This is a genomic window from Variovorax sp. GW821-FHT09B05 (genome assembly GCF_059418265.1).
Map to the genome: position 1 here is coordinate 82,591 of NZ_JBWKPN010000008.1, position 19,854 is coordinate 102,444.

General features: G+C 71.2%; 18 protein-coding genes. 12 read left to right on the forward strand and 6 right to left on the reverse strand.

The features are described from left to right. Positions 1-12 precede the first annotated feature (12 nt). Positions 13-489: a MarR family winged helix-turn-helix transcriptional regulator gene (locus AC07RM_RS21340; RefSeq protein WP_057592826.1), complete on the forward strand. Its 477-nt coding sequence runs from the start codon at positions 13-15 to the stop codon at positions 487-489. Next, on the forward strand, positions 486-2,015 hold the full coding sequence (locus AC07RM_RS21345) for a DHA2 family efflux MFS transporter permease subunit (RefSeq protein WP_093339633.1): 1,530 nt from the start codon (positions 486-488) through the stop codon (positions 2,013-2,015). Before AC07RM_RS21340 ends, AC07RM_RS21345 begins: the two co-directional genes overlap by 4 nt. 22 nt (positions 2,016-2,037) lie before the next feature. Here the strand turns inward: AC07RM_RS21345 and AC07RM_RS21350 are convergent, their stop codons facing one another. Continuing rightward, positions 2,038-2,865 carry a siderophore-interacting protein gene (locus AC07RM_RS21350; protein WP_495335788.1) on the reverse strand — a complete coding sequence of 276 codons (828 nt, stop codon included), beginning with the start codon at positions 2,863-2,865 and terminating at the stop codon, positions 2,038-2,040. 13 nt (positions 2,866-2,878) lie between these two features. Next, positions 2,879-3,454 (reverse strand): PadR family transcriptional regulator, encoded by a 576-nt coding sequence (locus tag AC07RM_RS21355; RefSeq protein WP_203202007.1) that lies wholly within the window; start codon positions 3,452-3,454, stop codon positions 2,879-2,881. Positions 3,455-3,635: 181 nt separating this feature from the next. Here AC07RM_RS21355 and AC07RM_RS21360 point away from each other — a divergent pair, with 181 nt between their 5' ends. The 6 genes from AC07RM_RS21360 (at position 3,636) to AC07RM_RS21385 (ending at position 10,445) form a co-directional block, all read left to right on the forward strand. Continuing rightward, positions 3,636-4,106, forward strand: coding sequence for a Fur family transcriptional regulator (locus AC07RM_RS21360; RefSeq protein WP_093339625.1), 471 nt, complete (start codon positions 3,636-3,638; stop codon positions 4,104-4,106). Between the two features lie 99 nt (positions 4,107-4,205). After that, complete coding sequence (gene ykgO, locus AC07RM_RS21365) at positions 4,206-4,355, forward strand: type B 50S ribosomal protein L36 (RefSeq protein WP_057592821.1); 150 nt, start codon at positions 4,206-4,208, stop codon at positions 4,353-4,355. 198 nt (positions 4,356-4,553) lie between these two features. Beyond that, positions 4,554-5,261 carry an ABC transporter ATP-binding protein gene (locus AC07RM_RS21370; protein ID WP_093339622.1) on the forward strand — a complete coding sequence of 236 codons (708 nt, stop codon included), beginning with the start codon at positions 4,554-4,556 and terminating at the stop codon, positions 5,259-5,261. Positions 5,262-5,263: 2 nt separating this feature from the next. After that, on the forward strand, positions 5,264-6,664 hold the full coding sequence (locus AC07RM_RS21375; protein WP_495335789.1) for an ABC transporter permease subunit: 1,401 nt from the start codon (positions 5,264-5,266) through the stop codon (positions 6,662-6,664). 36 nt (positions 6,665-6,700) lie between these two features. Then, positions 6,701-8,191 carry an ABC transporter permease subunit gene (locus tag AC07RM_RS21380; RefSeq protein ID WP_495335790.1) on the forward strand — a complete coding sequence of 497 codons (1,491 nt, stop codon included), beginning with the start codon at positions 6,701-6,703 and terminating at the stop codon, positions 8,189-8,191. Between the two features lie 43 nt (positions 8,192-8,234). Continuing rightward, positions 8,235-10,445 (forward strand): TonB-dependent receptor, encoded by a 2,211-nt coding sequence (locus AC07RM_RS21385; protein WP_495335791.1) that lies wholly within the window; start codon positions 8,235-8,237, stop codon positions 10,443-10,445. On the opposite strand, the gene AC07RM_RS21390 is transcribed toward AC07RM_RS21385, so the two are convergent. The 3 genes from AC07RM_RS21390 to AC07RM_RS21400 all read right to left on the reverse strand — a co-directional run bounded on the left by AC07RM_RS21390 (position 10,442) and on the right by AC07RM_RS21400 (position 13,640). Then, a complete protein-coding gene (locus tag AC07RM_RS21390; protein WP_495335792.1) occupies positions 10,442-11,302 on the reverse strand; it encodes a CgeB family protein in 861 nt (286 codons plus the stop codon). The genes AC07RM_RS21385 and AC07RM_RS21390 overlap by 4 nt on opposite strands. A gap of 37 nt (positions 11,303-11,339) precedes the next feature. After that, the gene (locus tag AC07RM_RS21395) at positions 11,340-12,116 is read right to left on the reverse strand and encodes an ATP-binding protein (RefSeq protein WP_495335793.1); all 777 of its coding nucleotides are present in this window, start codon (positions 12,114-12,116) and stop codon (positions 11,340-11,342) included. Positions 12,117-12,278: 162 nt separating this feature from the next. Beyond that, complete coding sequence (locus tag AC07RM_RS21400; RefSeq protein WP_495335794.1) at positions 12,279-13,640, reverse strand: cytochrome-c peroxidase; 1,362 nt, start codon at positions 13,638-13,640, stop codon at positions 12,279-12,281. Between the two features lie 215 nt (positions 13,641-13,855). On the opposite strand from AC07RM_RS21400, the gene acpA reads away from it, so the two are divergent. After that, positions 13,856-16,033 carry an acid phosphatase gene (gene acpA / locus AC07RM_RS21405; protein ID WP_495335795.1) on the forward strand — a complete coding sequence of 726 codons (2,178 nt, stop codon included), beginning with the start codon at positions 13,856-13,858 and terminating at the stop codon, positions 16,031-16,033. 19 nt (positions 16,034-16,052) lie between these two features. On the opposite strand, the gene AC07RM_RS21410 is transcribed toward acpA, so the two are convergent. Then, a complete protein-coding gene (locus tag AC07RM_RS21410) occupies positions 16,053-16,946 on the reverse strand; it encodes a LysR family transcriptional regulator (RefSeq protein ID WP_093341185.1) in 894 nt (297 codons plus the stop codon). Between the two features lie 88 nt (positions 16,947-17,034). Between AC07RM_RS21410 and AC07RM_RS21415 the strand changes: the two genes are divergently transcribed. The 3 genes from AC07RM_RS21415 to AC07RM_RS21425 all read left to right on the forward strand — a co-directional run bounded on the left by AC07RM_RS21415 (position 17,035) and on the right by AC07RM_RS21425 (position 19,853). Next, positions 17,035-18,228, forward strand: coding sequence for a CaiB/BaiF CoA transferase family protein (locus tag AC07RM_RS21415; RefSeq protein WP_495335796.1), 1,194 nt, complete (start codon positions 17,035-17,037; stop codon positions 18,226-18,228). Positions 18,229-18,252: 24 nt separating this feature from the next. Next, positions 18,253-18,759 (forward strand): MaoC family dehydratase, encoded by a 507-nt coding sequence (locus AC07RM_RS21420; RefSeq protein ID WP_495335797.1) that lies wholly within the window; start codon positions 18,253-18,255, stop codon positions 18,757-18,759. 83 nt (positions 18,760-18,842) lie between these two features. Beyond that, on the forward strand, positions 18,843-19,853 hold the full coding sequence (locus AC07RM_RS21425; RefSeq protein WP_495335798.1) for a tripartite tricarboxylate transporter substrate binding protein: 1,011 nt from the start codon (positions 18,843-18,845) through the stop codon (positions 19,851-19,853). Position 19,854 lies beyond the last annotated feature (1 nt).

Here is a 19,854-nt window from a genome sequence, read left to right on the forward strand (position 1 = left end):
ATCAAGTCCCTTATGAAAAGGGACTTCAGCCAGCGTTTCGGCTTCATCGTGAAGGACGTGGCCAAGCGCTACGGCGAGGCCTTCGACCGCCTCGCGCGCGAGCGCATCGGGCTGAGCAGCGCGCAGTGCCGGCTGCTCGGCGTGCTGGCCATGGAAGGCGAGGAGGCGCCGCTGTCGCAGGCCGAGCTCGCGCAGCGGCTGGAGCTCACGCCGATGGCCGTGGGCGGGCTGTGCGACCGCATGGAGGCGGCCGGCTGGATCCGCCGCGAGGCCAGCGCCACCGACCGGCGCGTGAAGCTGATCCACCTGCAGCCCAGCGCCGAGAAGGCGCTCGATGCCGCGCTCAATCTCAGCGACGGGCTCAATGCGCGCGTGATGGCGGTGCTGGCGCCCGGCGAGCGCGCCCAGCTGCTGGCGCTGCTCGGCAAGGTGCGCGGCAGCCTGCTCGAGATCACGGGCGGCAACGGCCCCGAGGGCGAGGGCAAATGACCGCCGCGCCCGGAACCGCGGTGCCGCACCGCGGGATGATCACCGTCTCGATCATGCTCGCGACCATCATGCAGGCGCTCGACACCACGATCGCCAACGTCGCGCTGCCGCACATGCAGGGCAGCCTGCAGGCCTCGCAGGACCAGATCACCTGGGTGCTGACCTCCTACATCGTGGCCTCGGCGATCGCGCTGCCGCTCACCGGCTGGCTCTGCGGCCACTGGGGCCGGCGGCGCGTGTTCATCATCTCGGTGATCGGCTTCACCATCGCCTCGGCGCTGTGCGGCCTGGCGACCTCGCTGGTGGGCATCGTCGGCGCGCGGCTGCTGCAGGGCATCTTCGGCGCGGCGCTGGTGCCGCTGTCGCAGGCGGTGCTGCTGGACATCAACCCGCGCGAGAAGGTCGGCCAGGCGATGGCGATCTGGGGCGCGGGCATCATGGTCGGGCCGATCCTCGGGCCGCTGCTGGGCGGCTGGCTCACCGACAACTTCGACTGGCGCTGGGTCTTCTTCATCAACCTGCCGGTGGGCGTCTTCGCCTTCTGGGGCATCGCGCGCTACCTGCCCGAGAGCCGGCCGCAAGGCGAGAAGCTCGACATCTTCGGCTTCGTCACCCTGAGCCTCGCCATCGGCATGCTTCAGCTGTTCCTCGACCGCGGCGAGCAGCTCGACTGGTTCGACTCGTGGGAGATCCGGCTCGAGGCCGCGGCCTCGCTGGTGGCCTTCTGCTTCTTCGTGGTCCACACCTGGACCGTGCGCGGCGTCTCCTTCTTCGACCGCGACCTGCTCAAGGACCGCAACTTCGTCACCGGCCTGCTGTTCGCCTTCATCGTCGGCATGATCCTCTACGCGACCATGGCGCTGCTGCCGAACTTCCTGCAGGGGCTGATGGGCTATCCGGTGGTCTACACGGGGCAGGTCACGGCGCCGCGCGGCATCGGCACCATGATCGCGATGCTGGTGGTGGGGCGGCTGGTGCAGCGCGTGGACGTGCGTGCGATCATGGCGCTGGGCTTCGGGCTCACGGCCTTCTCGCTCTACCAGATGACGCGCATCACGCTGCAGATGGACAGCACCTTGATCATCGTCTCGGGCTTCGTCCAGGGCCTGGGCATCGGCTTCACCTTCGTGCCGCTGTCGACCGCCACCTTCGCCACGCTGGCGCCGCGGCTGCGCAACCAGGGCACGCCGATCTTCAGCCTGCTGCGCAACATCGGCAGCAGCGTGGGCATCTCGATCGTGCAGGCGCTGCTCACCGAGGGCTCGAGCGCCGCCCATGCGCAGATCGCGACCACCGTGGCGCCCGGCAATCCGGCGCTGGCCACGCTGCCTTCGATGATGTCGCCCGACAACCCGCTGGGCCTGGCCCTGCTCAACGCCGAGGTCACGCGGCAGGGCGCGCTGGTCGGCTACCTCGACGACTTCGCGATCATGATGGTGATCACGCTGGTGGCGATCCCGCTGCTGCTGCTGATCCGCAGCCCGAAGCGCGCGGCGGCCTCGGGGCCGGCCGAAGTGCCGCACTGAGCGGCACCGCGCGCAAGGCCGCTCAGTCCTCGATCGCGTCGTGCGTCGCGGCCGTGCCGCGGCGCCAGTAGCCCGAGGCCCGGATCCACTTCGGATTCGCGCCGCGCTCGCCCACCAGGTGCGAGCGCACGGCCTTCGCCACGCCGGTCTCGCAGCCGACCCAGGCGTGGTAGTCGCCCTCGGGCAGCGCCTGCTTCTTGAGCGTCTCGAGCAGCATTGGGCTCAGGCCCGCCGACACGCCGCGGCGATGCACCCACACCAGCGTGAGCGCGGCCCGGGTCTCGAACGGAATCTCGTCCTCGGGGCCGTCGACCTCGGCCAGCACCACCACACGCGCGCCCGCGGGCAGCTCGGCCAGGCGGCGCGAGATGGCGGGCAGCGCGGTGTCGTCGCCAATCAGCAGGTGCCAATCGAACTCGGTCGGCACGATGAACGAGCCGCGTGGGCCGCCCACGCCGATGCGGTCGCCGGGCTTGGCGTTCTCGGCCCATTGCGTGGCGGGGCCGGCCTCGTGCAGCGCGAAGTCGATCTCGAGCGTCTTCGCGGCCGCGTCGTGGCGGCGCGGCGTGTAGTCGCGCATGGTGGGGCGGCCCTCGGGCCAGACCGGGCCGTCGGGGCCCATGGTCGGCAGGGTCAGGCGGCCGGTGGCCGGGTCGGGGAAGAACAGCTTGGCGTGGTCGTCGAAGCCCGGGCTGTGGAAGCCCTCGAGCTCGTCGCCGGTGAGCACCACGCGCAGAAGGTGCGGCGTGACGCGCTGCACGCTCTTCACCGTGAGCTGGCGAAAGCGCAGGTCGTGGCGCACGCGGCGCGGCAGGCGGTCGGGTTGGGAGGCGGTGGAGAAGTCGGTCATGTGCGGTTGACTTTCAAAGACGTTCGATCTGTTGTGCGGCGCTGTCGAGCACCGCGGCGAATTCGTGGGCTTGTTGTTCGGTGAGGGGCGTGCCCGAGAGGCGCAGGCGCATCGCGAGCTTGAGGTTCTCGATGGCGCGCGTGACCTGCGGCGGCCGGCCGCCGCGCGCGCCGGCGCCGTCGACGCCGCCGTTGAGGCGTTCCATCATCGATTCGGCGGTCTCGCGGTTGGCCGCCAGGTACTCGCGCCCGCTGTCGGTGAGGGTGTAGCGCTTGCGGCCGCCGCCCTCGGCGCCGCTCTCGACGCTGAGGTGGCCCAGCTCCTCGAGCAGGGTCAGCGTGGGATAGACCACGCCGGGGCTCGGCGCATAGCTGCCGCCCAGGCGTTCCTCGATCAGCTTGATGAGTTCGTAGCCGTGCGAGGGCTTGTCGGCGATGAGCTGCAGCAACACGAAGCGCAGGCCGCCGTGGCCGAACACCCGGCCGGCGCCGAAGCCGTGGCGCCCGCCGCGGCCCCGGCCACCCGAGAGGCCGTCCTCGTGCTCGCCGCGCGGGGTGCGGTGGCAATGGTCGAAGTGGAAATGACGCATGGGAGCCTCTCTTTCTGAATCGATATCTGTTTGTGTCTAAATTATTTTAGATATATCTAAATCGACGCGTCAAGAGGGGAGAAAGGCAAGACCGGAGCGCCGGCAGGGGCAATTTAGATAGCCTGCGCCGCAGTCCCCGGGCACCGCGAGGCGTTGTTCGCGCCGCCTTACCATCGAGGCCATGGAACGTCTTACCCGCCAGCGCGCCGCCGTGTTCTCGGCCTTCAGCGATGCCAGCCGCGTGCTCACCGCCCCCGAAATCCATGCGCATGCGCGCGAACTCGTGCCCGAGATCAGCCTGTCGACCGTCTACCGCCAGGTGTCGGCGCTGCTCGCGGACGGCGAGATCGCCAAGGTCGAGCTGCCCGGCGAGCCCGCGCGCTACGAGGTCTCGTGCCGGGAGGAGCCGCATGCGCACGCGCACGGCGACCACGCCCACGAACACGAGAAGGGGCAGGGCCGCGCGGGCGACCACCACCATCACTACTTCCATTGCCTGTCGTGCGGCCAGGTGTTCCTGCTGCATGCCTGCCCGGGCCCGATGGACGACCTGGCGCCGCCGGGCTTCCAGGTCGCGAGCCACGAAGTGACCCTGCACGGCAGCTGCGCGGCCTGCGTGGCGAAGGCGGCACCGGCCGGCCGATCGCACTGAACAAGGCACCCGCGCGGGTGCTCATTCTTCTTTACAAAGTTATTGCGAATGAATTCGCAATAACTTAGACTGCTGGTTTCCATCCAACAGCGCGACGCCATGCAAGTCCTGTCCTCCCTCAAAGAAGCCAAGAAGCGGCACCGTGATTGCCAGGTGGTCACCCGGCGCGGACGCACCTACGTGATCTGCAAGTCCAACCCGCGCTTCAAGGCGCGGCAGGGCGGCGCGAAGAACAAGCGCGCCCGCTGACCGCCTGAGACCGCGGCCCGGACGATCCGGCCGCCTCCCCGATCCGCCACGGCACCGGCCCTCGGTGCCCAGCCAATCCCCTTTTCGAACGTCACGGCATGCACCCGCATGCGCGTGAGCCTGCGCGCGTCCACCGCGGATGCATGCGGGCGTGCGCGCGCCGTTTCCCCGCTTCTTCTCTTCGACCGGAACCCTCCCATGCTCAGAGCACAGGGCCTCACCAAGCAATACGGCAGCCATGTCGCGCTCGACCGCCTCGACCTCGACATCCGCGCGGGCGACATCTACTGCCTGCTCGGCGCCAACGGCGCGGGCAAGACCACCACCATCAACCTGTTCCTCCACTTCATCGCGCCCAGCGCGGGCACGGTGGAGATCAACGGCGTTGACGTCACGCGCCATCCGCTCGCGACCAAGCAGGACGTGGCGTACATCCCCGAGCACGTCACGCTCTACGGCACGCTCTCGGGCCTGGAGAACCTGCGCTTCTTCGCCGGCCTCGCGCTGGGTCGCGCGCTGCCGCGCGAACGGCTGCTCGAGCTCATGACGGCGGTGGGCCTCGACCACGCGGCGGCCGACAAGCGCGTGTCGGCCTATTCCAAGGGCATGCGGCAGAAGGTCTGGATCGCGGTGGCGCTGGCCAAGGAGGCCAAGGCGCTGCTGCTCGACGAGCCCACCTCGGGCCTCGATCCGCATGCGGCCAGCGAGTTCTCCGAGCTGCTGCGGCGCGCGGCCGACCAGGGCGTGGCCGTGCTGACCACCACGCACGACCTGTTCCATGCGCAGCAGACCGCCACGCGCGTCGGCATCATGAAGAGCGGCCGCCTCGTCGACAGCCTCGAGGGCGCGCAGCAGATCGCGCGCATCGACCTGCAGTCGCTGTACCTGCAGCACATGAGGGCCTGAGCATGTGGCGCTGGATCGCGAACCGCGAATTCACCGAACGGCTGCGCGACGGCCGCCTGCTGTGGGCCGGCGGCCTGGTGCTGGTGCTGCTGTTCACCGCGCTCGGCGTGGGCTGGGCGCACCAGCGCGAGGCGCGCGCCGAGCAGCAGGCCGCGCAGGCGCTCGACTACCGCGACTGGCTGGCGCAGGACCGGCGCCATCCGCACGACGCCGCGCACCAGGGCATGCATGCCTTCAAGCCCGAGGCGCCGCTGGCCATGGTCGACGCGGGCATCAACCCCTACATCGGCAGCACCGTGTGGCTGCAGGCGCATCGCCAGAGCGAGGTCAAGTTCAATCCCGCGCAGGACGCCACCGGCCTGCAGCGCTTCGGCAATCTCTCGGTCGGCTGGATCCTGCAGGTGCTCGGGCCGCTGCTGGTGATCGTGCTGGGCTTCAACGCCTTCGCGGGCGAACGCGAGCAGGGCATCCTGCGCCAGACGCTGAGCCTGGGCGTCTCGCCGCTGCGCCTGCTGGCGGGCAAGGCGCTTGCGCTCGCGGCCTCGCTTGCGGTGCTGCTGGTGCCGGCCGCCCTGGTCGCCGCGTTGGCGGTGGGGCTGGGCGCCGCGCCCGGCGAGCGCGCCGATGCGCTGCTGCGGCTGGCGGCCTGGAGCCTGGGCTATGCGGTCTACCTCGGCGCCTTCGTGTTCGTGGTGCTCGGCGTGTCGGCGCTGTGCGCCACCTCGCGCGCGGCCATCACCGTGCTGCTCGCGCTGTGGGTGGCGCAGGCCGTGATGGCGCCGCGCGTGCTGTCCGAGGCCGCGCGCGCGGCCTATCCGAGCCCGACCCGGCTCGAGTTCAACCAGCCGCTGCAGGCCGAGCTCAAGCAGGTCTCGGACCGCACCTGGCTGCAGGCCTTCGGCACCACCGAGCGCTGGGGCCGCGACGTGCCGCTGCGCCAATGGGGCATCGCGCTGCGGCTCGACGACCAGGCCTCCTACCCGGTCTACGACCGCCACTACGGCCGCCTCTGGGACACCTGGGAGCGTCAGCAGCGGCTGCAGGAATGGAGCGGCCTGCTGCTGCCCCTGCTCGCGATGCGCAGCTACTCGATGGGCATGGCCGGCACCGACTTCGCGCACCACCGCAGCTTCACCACCGCGGCCGAGCTGCATCGCCGGCGGCTGCAGGACCTGATGAGCGAGGACCTGGTCGCGCATGCCGATCCGCTCGGCGACCGCCACTTCGCCTACCAGTCGGGTCCCGAGCTGTGGGCCAAGGTGCCGCCGTTCGTGCACCGGACGCCGCGCGTGGGCTGGGCGCTGCGCCACCAGCTGCGCAGCCTGGCCGTGCTGTGCGCCGGCCTGCTGCTGGCCGCGGCCTTCGCGGCCGTCGCCGTGCGCCGCCAGCGCGCGCTGGCCTGAGCGCGCCTTTCAGAAAGAGCCAAGCAAGAGGAAGCCATGTCCGTCTCCATCGTCAACCCGCCCCAGGGCTTCAGGCTGCGCGCCGTCATGCGCCAGGAGCTGCGCCTGCTGCTGGCCGACCGCAGCGTCTGGGCCGTGGCCCTGCTGTTCCTGCTGCTGGTCGGCTACGCGCTCGGCAACGGCCTCGCGCAGACCGCCCAGCGCGACCGCGCGCAGGTGGCCGTGGCCCAGGCCGACCGCGACACCCGCGCGGCGCAGCGCGCGCAGCTCGAGGCCATCCTCGCGGGCCGGGCCCAGCCCACGCCGTTCGAGAACCCGGCCGATCCCTCGCGCATGGCCAGCAGCTACGGCGCGCAGCACGCGATCCTGCCGAGCGCGCCGCTCGGGCCGGTCGCGCTCGGGCGCAGCGACCTGTTCCCGAGCCAGTTCCGCGTCACGCACCAGAGCCGCGTGGCCTTCATGAATCCGAGCGACATCGAGAACCCCTGGTACCTGCTGAGCGGCCAGTTCGACCTGGCCTTCGTGCTGGTCTACCTGCTGCCGCTCTTGATCTTCGTGCTCGGCTACAACCTGCTGTCGGCCGAGCGAGAGAACGGCACCCTGCGCCTGCTGCTCTCGCAACCGCTGCGCCTGCGCACGCTGCTGGCCGGCAAGCTCGCGGTGCGCGCGGCCGCGCTGCTGGTGCCGGCGGTGCTGCTGCCCGTGGGCGTGCTGCTGCTGGCGCGGCAGGCGGGCTTCGCGCCCTCCGCGCCGGGCGCGGGCACCGTTACCTTCTGGTGGGCGCTGCTGGTGGGCGCCTATGCGCTGTTCTGGTTCGCGCTGGTGGTGGCGGTCAATGCCTTCGGCGCGCCCTCGGCCACCAATGCCATGGTGCTGATGATCGCGTGGGTGCTGCTGGTGCTGGTGGCACCGGTGCTGCTCAACCTCGCGGTCACGCAGGCCAGCCCCGCGCCCTCGCGCACCGAGCTCGCGACCCAGACGCGCACGCTCACGGCCGCGGCGATGAAGCGCCATGCCGAGCTGCTGAGCACCGACTACAGGCACGTCGGCCAGGGCGCGCTGCTGCTGCCGCGCGACGGCAAGATCGAGATCAGCGCGCGCGGCCTCGCCAACTACCGCATCGAGCGCGAGATCGACGAGGCGATCGCGCCCGAGCTCGAGCGTTTCGAGCGCCAGCATGCGGGCCAGCAGCGGCTGCTCGAGCGCTTCGGCGCGCTGTCGCCCGCGGCCGTGGCCTACGAGGGCATGACCGGGCTGGCCGGCACCGGCGCGCGGCGCCATGCGCAGTTCGTCGCGCAGACGGTGGGCTTTCATCTCGCGTGGAAGCACTTCTTCTTTCCGCGCATCGAGGAACGCAGCGCGCTGATGCCGGCCGACTTCGACCGCATCCCCAGCTTTGCATGGCGCGAGGAGTCGCCGCGCGAGCTGCGCGACCGTGCCCTCGCGGCCGTGCTGCAACTGCTGCTGCCGAGCCTGCTGCTGTTCGGCCTCGCGGGCTGGCGGCTGCGCCGCTTCTCGGTGGCCTGAGCGCGCACGCCAAAGAACGATCAATCTCCGGAGGGAATTTCAGATGAAACACACGATGTCGGGCGTGGCCGCGGCCATCGCCGCGTTGTCCATGGCGGGCGCGCAGGCACAGGAGCAGCCGGCGCCGCAAGCTCAACAAGCGCAACAGGCATTGGGCGCGATCACGGTCGAGGGCAACCGCGACGCCGAGGGCCTGCACCTCGAGGGCAGCAGCGGCAGCGCCTCGCGCCTGGGCCTCACGGTGCGCGAGACGCCGGCCTCGGTCGAGGTGCTGTCGCAGGACCTGATCCAGCAGCGCGGCGCGCGCACCTTCAGCGAGGCGCTGCGCGGCGTCACCGGCCTCGCGGGCGGCGGGCCGCCGTCCTCGCCCACCACGCTGTCGACGCGCGGCTTCACCAGCCTGCTGTATCTCTACGACGGCGTGCGCACCTCGGGCGCGGGCGTCACCAACCGCGTGCAGGACACCTGGAACTACGACCGCATCGAGGTGCTCAAGGGCCCGGCCTCGGTGCTCGACGGTGAGGGCGCGATCGGCGGCGTCGTCAACTTCGTGACCAAGCGGCCCGACCGCAACAACCCGAACCGCGAGCTCTCGGTCGGCTACGGCAGCTTCGGATCGACCCGCCTGGGCGTGGGCTTCGGCGGGCCGGTCGGCGAGTCGGGTGCCTATCGACTCGACTACAGCCACAACGACAGCCGCGCCGGCAACGTGCCGGGCAGCGGCGAGCGCATGGACCACTTCACCAGCGGCCTGGCCTTCGACCTCGGCGGCTCGGTCAAGCTCGACCTGAGCTTCGACTACCTGAAGGACGACAACAAGGCCTACTGGGGCACGCCGCTGGTGCCGGCCTGGTTCGCGACCGAGCCCACGGGCGTGGTGCGCACGCCCGACGGCCGCGTGATCGACCGGCGCATCGCGCGCATCAACTACAACGTGCTCGACAACGAGAACACCTCCGAGACCTACTGGCTCAGCGCACGCCTGAGCGGCCGCCTCGGCGACAACTGGTCGTGGCGCAACACGGTGGCGGCCAACAAGTCGCAGCGCCTGTTCCGCAACTCCGAGAGCGCCGTGTTCGTCGCGCCCGCGAGCATCGCGCGCGACCAGACCCGGATCACGCACGACCAGGACTTCTGGCTCGAGCGCTTCGATGCCACCCACCACGGCACCTTCGGCGGCATGGACAACCGCTTCGTGGTCGGCGGCGAACTCAGCGGCACGCGCTTCGACAGCCAGCGCCGCTTCTCCGACGGCCAGGCCTCGACCGCCGCCGCATTGCGCGTGCCGGCGCTCGCGCCGTTCACGGGCTTCTACAGCGACGATCCGCTTCTCAGCGCCACCGGCGCCGGCAACCGCACCGACACCACCTCGCGCGTCGACGTGAGTTCGGTGTTCGTCGAGGATGCGCTCAAGCCGCTGCCCGGCCTCACGCTGGTGGGCGGCTGGCGCCACGACCGCACCAAGGTGCAGCGCGGCATCGCCGACCTCAACACCGGCGGCTACAGCCGCTTCGACACCAGCTACCGCACCGACTCGGGCCGGCTCGGCGCGGTCTACGACCTGTCGCCGCAATCCAGCGTCTACGCGCAGTACACCAACGCCACCGTGCCCGTAGGCTCGTTCTTCCTGCTGTCGCAGTCGAATGCCAACTTCCCGATGTCGCGCGGCAAGCAGGCCGAGGTCGGCTTCAAGCAGAGCCTGCCCGAGGCGCGGCTCGAGTGGACCGCCGCGCTCTACAAGATCGAGCTCGACAACGTGCTCTCGCGCGATCCCAACAAGCCCGGCGACACCGTCAACAACGGCCGCCAGTCCTCGCGCGGTGTCGAGCTCTCGGCCGTGTGGCGGCCCACGCGCCAGCTCACGCTGGCGGGCAACCTCGCCGCGCTCGACGCGCGCTTCGACACCCTGGTGGAGGCCGGCGGCGTCTCGCGCGTGGGCAACACCCCGCCCAACGTGCCGCGCCACGTGGCCAACCTGTTCGCCACCTGGCGGCCCGACAACTCGAACTTCGAGTGGTTCCTCTCGCTCAACCGCGCCGGCCACGTCTTCACCGACACCGCGAACCAGATCCGCATCGAGGGCTACTCCACCGTCGACGCGGCCGTCAGCTACCGCCTGAAGCCTGCCCTGCTGACCTTCCGCGTGCGCAACCTCACGGACCGGCTCTACGCCACCTGGGGCGGGCGCGCGGTGAGCCAGGTGCTGCTGGCGCCGGGGCGCAGTTTCGAGGTGTCGGCGCGCTTCGACTTCTAGCCGGCGCCCAGGCCCGCGAAGCCGCCCGGCATCTGGCCGATCGCGGCGCGCAGGGCATCGGCCTGGCGCCGCGACTGCATCAGGGCCAACCCGCTGGCGCCGAGCGCGCGCCGCCGCGCATCGTCGCACAGCAGCGCGAGGCAGGTGGGCACGATGCCGTCGTACGAGGTGAAGGCCACGGCGCCCGCGTACGCACGTTCCGCCTCGCGATCGTCTCCGGTCTCCGACACCACGCAGCAGCCGTTGGCCAGCAGGTAGGACACGCGCACCACCTCGAACAGCCGGCCCTCGTAGTGGTGCAGGTTCAGCACGATCCGGCTGCGCGCGATGTAGTCGTCGCGCGCGGCGCCGTAGACGCCGAACAGCGCGACCACGCGCAGCCCCGCGTCCTCGAGGGCCCGCAGTGCGTCGCGCCGCCGGTCGTTGACCGAGCCGTAGAACAGCACGTCGATGTCTTGTGCCTCGCGCGGCACGATGCGCCGCAGCGCGTCGGCATGGCCCACCTCGCACAGCGTGGCCGCGATGCCCATCGAACGCAGCAGCGCCACGTTGCGCGCGCTGTAGTCCCACACCGGGCGCCGGCGCAGCAGGTCGAGGTAGCGCTCGGACCACCAGGGCGAGCCGGGCGACAGCTGCTCGAGGTTGAACAGGATCGCGCGGCGCGGCGGGCGGTCGGCGATCGAAGGCAGCAGGTTGGCGCCGAGCACGATCGTCTCGCCCTCGGGGCGGCGGTGCACGATCGGCGCGGCCACGCCGAGTTCGCGCAGGCCTTCGCTCAGCGCGAGCGCGAATTCCTCGAAGGCGCCGCTGTGGGCATAGCCGGGCGGCGTGACGATCCAGATGCTGGCAGGGGGCACGCGGCGTGCTCCTTGGCGGAAAGGAGACCGATGATAGTCAGCGGTCCCCGCCGAAGCGTCCCTCGATCGACGCGCCGGCCACGAGGCGCAGTTCGCCGCGGTGCGCGTTCGCGATGGCACGCAACAGTGCCTGGCGGTGCGCGCGGGCCAGATGCTGGCCCGGCGTTTCGATGGCGTCCTGCGCTGGCGCATCGCCCGCATGCACGGCGATGCGGAAACGCGCGCCGTCGATCTCGCTGACCACGATGCAACGGGACTTCGCCCGCGGCGCGAGCTCCTCGAGCGCGAGCCGCACGAACTGCGCGATGCGTGCCGGATCGCCGAGGCCCTCGCCATGGCCGAGCCGGTCGTGCTCGATCGCGATCGCCTCGTGCGAGGAACGCCGCGCCTCGATCGCCTCGCCGACCACCTGATGCAGCGGGAAGCGCTTCGCGACCATGGCGATGGGTCTTCCGGCCGCGAGCCGGCAGAAGTCCGCGAGCTCCTCGGCCTGCTCGTGGGCGCGCACGGCCGCGCTGTCGATGTGCTCGAGCACCGCGTCGGCCTCGTTCAGGTCGCCGCGCCGCGCCAGCAGGTCCACGCCGAGGCGGATCGCGGACAGCGAGTTGCGCACGCCGTGCATGGCGGCGTCCATGAGCCGGTCCATCGAGGGGGCCGCCGTGCGTGCGCCGGGCCCCAGGGCGGGCGCGCTCCAGTGGGACAGCGCCCAGTTCACGGCCGACGGGCGCGGGCTGCCGGCGGCTGCCGCGGGGGCGGCGGGTGGAGCCATGGACGATGCCGGCTGCGCATCGCCGTTCGGAAGGAGGTCGGGCATGTCGTCACGCAAAGGCGCCGTCGGGAGGATCCGGGCGGCCGGCCTGGCGCGCTCGCGATGTCGGCGCGCGTGCGGCGGGCGATCCGACCCGGAAATGATGCACCGCCGCACGCCGGGCCGCTGTCGGGCGAAGCGGCAGCGCGTGTAGGCGGATGCCGACGTTCAGGGCCTGCGCGTGGCCGTGCGCAGCGTGCCGGGATCGGGCGCGTCGTGCTGGTCGGCATCGGTCAGCGTGCGCAGGAAGGCCGCCACGTCGCGGATCTCGGCCTCGCTGAGCGCCGGCTTGCCGCCGGGCTTCCGGCCGAAGGGCGGATCGGTGTTGACGTTGGCGTGGTACTGCGCGGGCAGGTCGTCGAAGCGACGCACGTGGCCGTCCTTGCCGCGCCCGTACCAGCGCTGCGGCGCCGTGTCGCGCTGCGCATAGAAGCGGATCACTTCCTCGAGCGAATGGAACACGCCGTTGTGGAAGAAGCTCTGGCGCACCGCCACGTTGCGCAGCGAGGGCGTGCGGAACAGGCCGCAGTACTCGGGGTGGTCCTTCATGTCGGTGCGGATCGGGCCGCACACGCCCATGTCGTGGTAGTCGGGGTCGGCATTGGCCGCGAGCTTGCCGTTGCGCGGCACGCCGAGCGCGATCTGGCCGAAGTCGCTGAACAGCGGGAAGGCGCCGTCGGGCGTGCGCTCGCTGATGTGGCAGGAGGCGCAGTTGCCCTTGTCCTCGGCGTTGAAGAGGGCGAGGCCGCGTGTCTCGGCGGGGCCGAGCGCCGCCTTGCCGCGCAGCACGGCGTCGTACTTGCTGCTGAACGGGTAGAAGTCCGACGGCGATTGCTGGAAGGCCTCGAGCGAGAGCCCGGCCGCGCGAAACGCCATCTTCGGATCTCCGAACACCTCGTCGCCGAAGGCCGCGCGCATGTCGCCCGCATAGGCCGCGTGCTCGAGCTTGCGCACCACCTCCTCGACCGAGGCATTGGCCATCTCGGCCGGCGACAGCAGCGGCAGCGTCGCCTGCTCGTGGGCCGAGCCCGCGCGGCCGTCCCACATGCGCCCGCCCGTGGGGCCGGCGTCGACGCTGTCGTCGCCGTCGTTGTCGTGGTGGTGCTCGGTGAAGGCGGTCAAGGTCTGCAGGTAGCGCAGCGAGGGCACGGCGCGCGGGCCCTCGCTGCGGCCGTCGGGGCCGGCCAGTTGCACCGACAGGGCATTCGGTGGTCCCCAGGCGTGCCGGGGATCGTGGCAGCTCGCGCACGACGTTCGCCCCGAGGCCGAGAGGCCCGGGTCGAAGAAGATGCGTCGTCCCAGTTCGCCCAGTTGCTCCGGCGTGGGCTGGCGGCGGCCCGGCAGCACGGCATAGGGTGCATCGAGATAGGCCGGGCGCGCGGGCTCGGTGGCCGCCACGGCGGCCGGCGCGTTCGCCGCTGCCGGCGATGCGACCGGGGGCTGCATGCCTGCCGTGGGCGCCTGCTCGCAGGCCGCGAGCAGCAGGGCGGCCGCGGCAAGCAGGGCCAGGCGGCGGAAAGGGCGAGGCATCGGGAACAGGTGCAGCGGGAGAAGAAACGGGGCCGGGCCGCGGACGAGCCTAGGAGGGCCGCATGTCAGAACGATGACGCGGCGCGGGGATTTCTTAGGCCTGAATGAGCAGGGAAGCGAAAGCGCTGCGTGCAACGCGGCTGTCATCCGTTCCTCGGAGCATCGCGCGGCCGGGCCGCCGGCCTGGTTCGTCCCTCTTTCATGACAACACAATGATGACCGCCTCCACTCGCAGCAGCGGTGCGCTCGCCTCGGCGCGCACCTTCGTCGCCCGCTTCAAACCCTGGCCCGTGGCCCTCGCCGCGGCGACGCTCGTCGTGGCCTGCGCCAGCGACTCGGACCAGGGCGCGGTCGGCGGCATGTCGGGCGTGGTCGCGGGCGGCGCCTTCCGCAACGCCAAGGTCTGCATCGACGGCAACGGCAACGGCCGCTGCGACCGCGGCGAGGCCAGCACCACCACCGATGCCAACGGCGCCTTCACGCTCGCGGGCCAGGGTGCGGTGGTGGCCGAGATCGGCAGCGGCATCGAGAGCGGCGTGGCCCGGCCACTGGTGTTTCGCGCACCGGCCGGCGTCGGCGGCGTGGTCAGCGCGATCAGCACCGAGCTCGCCGCGCTGATGGATGCCAACGGCGGCAACTTCGCCGCCGCGCGCAGTGCCCTGGCCACCCGCCTGGGCGTGAGCGAAAGCCAACTGCTGGCCGACCCCGGCAGGATCGGCGATGCCAGGGCCAGGGCCGTGCTGCAGACCGAGATCGACCAGTCGCTCGAACGCATCGCCGAGGCCGTGGCCGAGGCCGGCGGCAGTGGCGACCGGGTCGCGGCCCTGCGCAACCGCTTCGCGCTCGACGAGATCACCCAGGTGGTCGTGATCTACGCCGAGAACCGCGGCTTCGACAACCTCTTCGGCCTGTTCCCGGGCGCCGACGGCATCCCGGGCGTGAACCCGAGTTCGTCGGCCCGCGCGAGCGAGCCGCAGAAGGATTTCGACGGCGCCACGCTGCCGAACCTGCCGCCCGTGTGGGGCGGCGTGACCGCGGGCGGCCAGGAGGTCACGATCGCCGAGAACCGGACGATCGGGATGCCGAACCGCATGTTCCAGATCGATGCGCCGGGCGGCTTCCACGACACGCACCTGCAGGCATCGCAAGGCGTCATCACGCGCGACCTGGTCCATCGCTTCTACAACAACCAGATGCAGATCAACGGCGGCAAGAACGACAAGTTCGCCGCCTATTCCGATGCCGGCGGCCTCAGCATGGGCTACTACGACGGCAGCAAGATGAAGCTCTGGGACGTGGCCCGGCAGTACACGCTGGCCGACAACTTCTTCATGGGCGCCTTCGGCGGGTCGTTCCTGAACCACCAGTACCTGGTCTGCGCCTGCGCGCCGCTGTACCCGAACGCCGGCGATCCCGCGTCGCCGGGCCACGGCTCGATCTCGGCCATCGACACCGATGCCGACGGGAACTTCGTGCGGCTCACGCCCGCGGCCAACTCGCCGGCCTCGGTGCTCGCGGGCGCGCCCGTCTACAAGAAGGACAGCACCCTCACGCCGAAGGATGCCGCCGGCAACTTCTATGCGGTCAACACGATGCAGCCGCCCTACCAGCCGAGCAACAACGAGCCGGCCAAGGACGCGCCCCACCGGCACTACGCCGATCCCAAGTCCGCGACCACGCTGCCGCCGCAGACGCAGGCCACCATCGGCGACCTGCTCACGGCCAGGGGCCTGAGCTGGGCCTGGTACGGCGGCGCATGGAACAGCACCACCGCCATCGCCGAGGGCGACCGCAAGTTCCCGGCCGCCGTGCCGCCGGCCGCGCAGACGCCGAACTTCCAGTTCCATCACCAGCCCTTCAACTACTACGCCGCCTTCGATCCGGTGCAGCACCCCGAGGCACGCGCCGCCCACCTCAAGGACTTCGACGCCGACTTCCTGAAGGACGTCGCCAACGGCACGCTGCCAGCCGTGAGCTTCTACAAGCCGCAGGGCAACCTGAACCAGCACGCCGGCTATGCCAGCGTGGCCGACGGCGACGCCCACATCGCCGACGTGATCGCCAAGCTCAAGGCCAGCCCGCAGTGGAAGCACATGCTGGTGGTCGTGACCTACGACGAGAACGGCGGCTTCTACGACCATGCGCGCGTGCCCAAGGCCGACCGCTGGGGCCCGGGCACCCGCATCCCCGCGCTCATCGTGTCGGACTTCGCGAAGAAGGGCTTCGTCGACAAGACGCAGTACGACACCGCCTCGACCCTGCGCTTCATCACGCACCGCTGGTCGCTGCCGGTGCTGCCGGGGCTGGTCGAGCGCGACAAGGCGCTCGCGAAGAACGGCCTGCAGCCGATGGGCGACCTGACGAGCGCGCTGGACTTCAGGCAGAAGTCCTGAGCGCAGCGGGGCGGCGCTTCTAGGCGCCGGGCTGCTCCAGCACGCTCTCGAGAAAGCGCTGCGCCGCCGAGGTCTGCGCGCCCGGCGGCAGCGCGAGCGCGATGCCGATCGCGACCTGCGCGCCCGCGCCCGAGAGCGGCTTGAACACGACGTTGCGCGCCACGTGGCGCGTGGCGACCGAGGGCACCAGCGCCACGCCCAGGCCGCTCTCGACCAGGCTGATCAGCGTCTGCACCTGCACCGCTTCCTGCTGCACGTTGGGGATGAAGCCCGCCTGCTGGCAGGCCAGCAGCGCCGCCGCATGCAGGCCCGGCACCTCCATCGCGCCGTACATCACGAAGGGCTCGTCGGCCAGGTCGGCCAGCGCCAGGCGACGCCGCCGCGCGAGCGGATGGTCGGCCGCGACCGCGGCCACGAACACGTCGCGCTCGGCCGGGAAGATACGCGCATGGCAGGCGCGCCCGATCGGGAAGCGCACCAGGCCCACGTCGACGTCGCCGGCCTCCACCATCTCGACGATGCGCGCGGTGGTCGATTCGCCGAGCTGCAACTGCACGCCCGGATAGCGCGCGCGAAAGCGCGGCAGCACGCGCGGCATCAGCGCATAGGTGGCCGAGCCCACGAAGCCCACGCGCAGGATGCCGGCCTCGCCGCGCGACGCGGCCTGCGCCGCGCGCGCGAACTGCTCGGCATGGAAGACCGCGCGCCGCGCCTCCTCGAGCGCCGCCGCGCCCGCGGGCGTGAGCTCGGTGCCGCGCCGGTTGCGCACGAACAGCGGCACGCCCACCTGCTCCTCGAGCCGGCGGATCGAGGCCGACAGCGGCGGCTGCGCCATGTGCAGCCGCTCGGCCGCGCGGTGGAAGTTGAGGGTCTCGGCAAGGGCCACGAAGTGGCGCAGCTGGCGGATGTCCATGATCTTTAAACGGTATCACAGAGCAGGTATTTGATATTGGACGGCACCCGGTCCCCTTCGCAGAATCGGCGCAGGAGACAAACAGACGATGCTTCCCCTGCAGGGCGTGAAGGTGCTCGACCTCTCGAGCGTGGTGTTCGGACCCTTGGCCAGCCAGACGCTGGCCGACTACGGCGCCGAGGTGATCAAGGTCGAGCCGCCCGAAGGCGATTCCACGCGCCACACCGGCCCCGCGGCCGAGCCCGGCATGGCGGCCGTGTTCCTCGGCAGCAACCGCAGCAAGAAGAGCGTGGCGCTCGACCTCAAGCAGAGCGCCGCGCGCGAGGCGCTGATGGCGCTGGTGGCGCAGGCCGACGTGTTCATGCACAGCATGCGGCCGCAGAAGCTCGGCGGCCTGGGCATCGATCCGCAGACGCTCATCGAGCGCTTTCCGCGCCTGGTCTACGCGGGCCTGCACGGCTTCTCGCAGCACGGTCCCTATGCGGGCCGGCCGGCCTACGACGACGTGATCCAGGGCATGTCGGGGCTGGCTTCGCTGATGCAGATGCAGTCGGGCGAGGCGCGCTACCTGCCCACCATCGCGGCCGACAAGACCTGCGCGCTGGTCGCGGCCCAGGCCATCCTGGCCGCGCTGTTCCGGCGCGAGCGCACGGGGCAGGGCGGTTTCGTCGAGATCCCGATGTTCGAGACCATGGTGTCCTTCAACCTCGTGGAGCACCTCTACGGCAACCACTTCGAGCCGCCGCTGGCCGAGGCCGGCTATCCGCGCGTGCTCACGCCCTGGCGCCGCCCGTGGCGCACCGCCGACGGCCACATCTGCATGATGCCGTACACCTCGCTGCACTGGCGCCGCTTCTTCGCCGAGGTGGGCGAGCCCGCGCTGGCCGAGGACCCGCGCTTCGTCGATATCGCCGCGCGCACGCAGCACATCGGCGAACTGCTCGCGCTGGCCGGCGGCTTCGTCGCGCGCGGCAGCACCGCGCACTGGCTCGCCACCTGCGAGCGGCTCGAGATCCCGGCCGCGCCGGTCAGCCGCCTCGAGGACCTGCCGCGCGACCCGCACCTGGCGGCCACCGGCTTCTTCGCCGAACTCGACGACCCGCGCATGGGCCGGCTGCGCTTTCCGGGCGTGCCGGTGCGCTTCAACGGCGAGCGCGCGCCCGTGCGCATGCCGCCGCGCCTGGGCGAGCACACGCGCGAAAGCCTGGTGGCGGCCGGCGTGCCGGGCGCGCATGTCGATGCGCTGATCGCCGACGGCGCCGCCATCGTCCCTTCCGCCTGAACAACGCAACGCATCGAGACCCGCATGAGCGACAACACCGACACCTTGCCCCGCCTCACCGCCGAAGACGCCGCGCTGCCGCGCCTCGGCCAGGGCTTCGTCTGGCAGCACCTGGCGCCGGGTCAGCGCCTGCGCACCTTCCGCCGCACCATCACCGAGGCCGACCTCGTCGCCTTCATCGGCGTGACCGGCATGGTCGAGGCGATCTTCATCGACGCCGACTACGAGGCCGGCGCGATCGCCGGCCGCCCGGTGCCGGCCGCGCTGACCTACACGCTGATCGAGGGCTTCATCCTGCAGACCATGATCCAGGGCACCGGCCTCGCGATGCTCGAGCTGGTGCAGAAGATCCATGCGCCGGTGCGCGTGGGCGACCGCATCGAGGCGGTGGTCGAGGTCACCGGCATCCGTCCGACCTCGAAGGGCGGCCGCGCCATCGTCGACTCGCGCATCACCGTCTTCAACCAGCACGGCCAGTGCGTCATGCACTACGACGCGCGCCGGCTGCTCGCGGGGCGCGACCCGTCCTGAGCCCTGGCGGGGCGAGCGCCCGCAGAGCGCGATCCCGCCGCACCACCCGTTCCCAGTTCCAACGACAAATCGGAGACAAGCCCATGCATTCCAGAACCCCTGGCGCCGCGCGCCCGCCCCAGCGGCGATCGCTGCTGCTCGCCACCGCGGCCGCCATCCTCGCCGCGTCGGCGGCTCCCGCCTTCGCGCAGGGCGGCAGCTACCCGAACAAGCCGATCACCATGGTCGTGCCCTTCCCGCCGGGCGGCCCCACCGACCTGGTGGCGCGCGTGCTGGCGCAGAAGCTCTCGGAGCAACTGGGCCAGAACGTGCTGGTCGACAACCGCGGCGGCGCCAACGGCAACATCGGCGCGCAGCTGGTGGCGAAGGCGCCGGCCGACGGCTACACGCTGCTCTACAACACCTCCTCGATCACGCTGAGCCCCGCGCTCTACAAGAGCGTGTCGTACGACGTGCAGAAGGACTTCGCGCCCGTCGCGCTGGTGGCCGTGGTGCCGCTCGCGCTGGTCACCCATCCCTCGGTGCCGGCCAGCAACGTCAAGGAATTCGTGGCCTACGCCAAGGCGCATCCCGGCAAGCTCTCGTACGGCTCGGCGGGCAACGGCAACGTCACGCACCTGGGCGCCTTCCAGTTCGTGCAGGCCAACGGCATCGATGCCGCGCACGTGCCCTACAAGGGCAGCGCGCCGGCCGACGTCGACCTGGTCGGCGGCCAGATCCAGTTCATGACCGACACCGTCAACTCGGTGATGGCCTTCGTGCGCGACAAGCGAATGAAGATGCTCGCCGTGACCACGGCCAGGCGCATGTCGCTGTTCCCCGATGTGCCCACGCTGGCCGAGTCGGGCATGCCGGGCTTCGAGGTCGGCGCCTGGCAGGGCGTGATGGTGCCCGCGGGCACGCCGGCGCCGGTGGTCGAGCGGCTCAATGCCGAGATCGTCAAGGCGCTGAAGGCGAGCGACGTGCGCGAACGGCTCGCGCTGCAGGGCGCCGAGCCGCTGGGCTCGACCCCCGCCGAGTACGGTGCCTACGTGCGCAAGGAGCTCGCGCGCTGGGCCGGCGTGGTCAAGGCCACGGGCGTGACGCTCGATTGAC

What these genes read in the sequence shown, in the direction of transcription:
- AC07RM_RS21340 (WP_057592826.1), top strand. Translation starts at nt 13, where the DNA reads ATGAAAAGGGACTTCAGCCAGCGTTTCGGCTTCATCGTGAAGGACGTG.
- AC07RM_RS21345 (WP_093339633.1), top strand. Translation starts at nt 486, where the DNA reads ATGACCGCCGCGCCCGGAACCGCGGTGCCGCACCGCGGGATGATCACC.
- AC07RM_RS21350 (WP_495335788.1), bottom strand. Translation starts at nt 2,865, where the DNA reads ATGACCGACTTCTCCACCGCCTCCCAACCCGACCGCCTGCCGCGCCGC.
- AC07RM_RS21355 (WP_203202007.1), bottom strand. Translation starts at nt 3,454, where the DNA reads ATGCGTCATTTCCACTTCGACCATTGCCACCGCACCCCGCGCGGCGAG.
- AC07RM_RS21360 (WP_093339625.1), top strand. Translation starts at nt 3,636, where the DNA reads ATGGAACGTCTTACCCGCCAGCGCGCCGCCGTGTTCTCGGCCTTCAGC.
- ykgO (WP_057592821.1), top strand. Translation starts at nt 4,206, where the DNA reads ATGCAAGTCCTGTCCTCCCTCAAAGAAGCCAAGAAGCGGCACCGTGAT.
- AC07RM_RS21370 (WP_093339622.1), top strand. Translation starts at nt 4,554, where the DNA reads ATGCTCAGAGCACAGGGCCTCACCAAGCAATACGGCAGCCATGTCGCG.
- AC07RM_RS21375 (WP_495335789.1), top strand. Translation starts at nt 5,264, where the DNA reads ATGTGGCGCTGGATCGCGAACCGCGAATTCACCGAACGGCTGCGCGAC.
- AC07RM_RS21380 (WP_495335790.1), top strand. Translation starts at nt 6,701, where the DNA reads ATGTCCGTCTCCATCGTCAACCCGCCCCAGGGCTTCAGGCTGCGCGCC.
- AC07RM_RS21385 (WP_495335791.1), top strand. Translation starts at nt 8,235, where the DNA reads ATGAAACACACGATGTCGGGCGTGGCCGCGGCCATCGCCGCGTTGTCC.
- AC07RM_RS21395 (WP_495335793.1), bottom strand. Translation starts at nt 12,116, where the DNA reads ATGCCCGACCTCCTTCCGAACGGCGATGCGCAGCCGGCATCGTCCATG.
- AC07RM_RS21400 (WP_495335794.1), bottom strand. Translation starts at nt 13,640, where the DNA reads ATGCCTCGCCCTTTCCGCCGCCTGGCCCTGCTTGCCGCGGCCGCCCTG.
- acpA (WP_495335795.1), top strand. Translation starts at nt 13,856, where the DNA reads ATGACCGCCTCCACTCGCAGCAGCGGTGCGCTCGCCTCGGCGCGCACC.
- AC07RM_RS21410 (WP_093341185.1), bottom strand. Translation starts at nt 16,946, where the DNA reads ATGGACATCCGCCAGCTGCGCCACTTCGTGGCCCTTGCCGAGACCCTC.
- AC07RM_RS21415 (WP_495335796.1), top strand. Translation starts at nt 17,035, where the DNA reads ATGCTTCCCCTGCAGGGCGTGAAGGTGCTCGACCTCTCGAGCGTGGTG.
- AC07RM_RS21420 (WP_495335797.1), top strand. Translation starts at nt 18,253, where the DNA reads ATGAGCGACAACACCGACACCTTGCCCCGCCTCACCGCCGAAGACGCC.
- AC07RM_RS21425 (WP_495335798.1), top strand. Translation starts at nt 18,843, where the DNA reads ATGCATTCCAGAACCCCTGGCGCCGCGCGCCCGCCCCAGCGGCGATCG.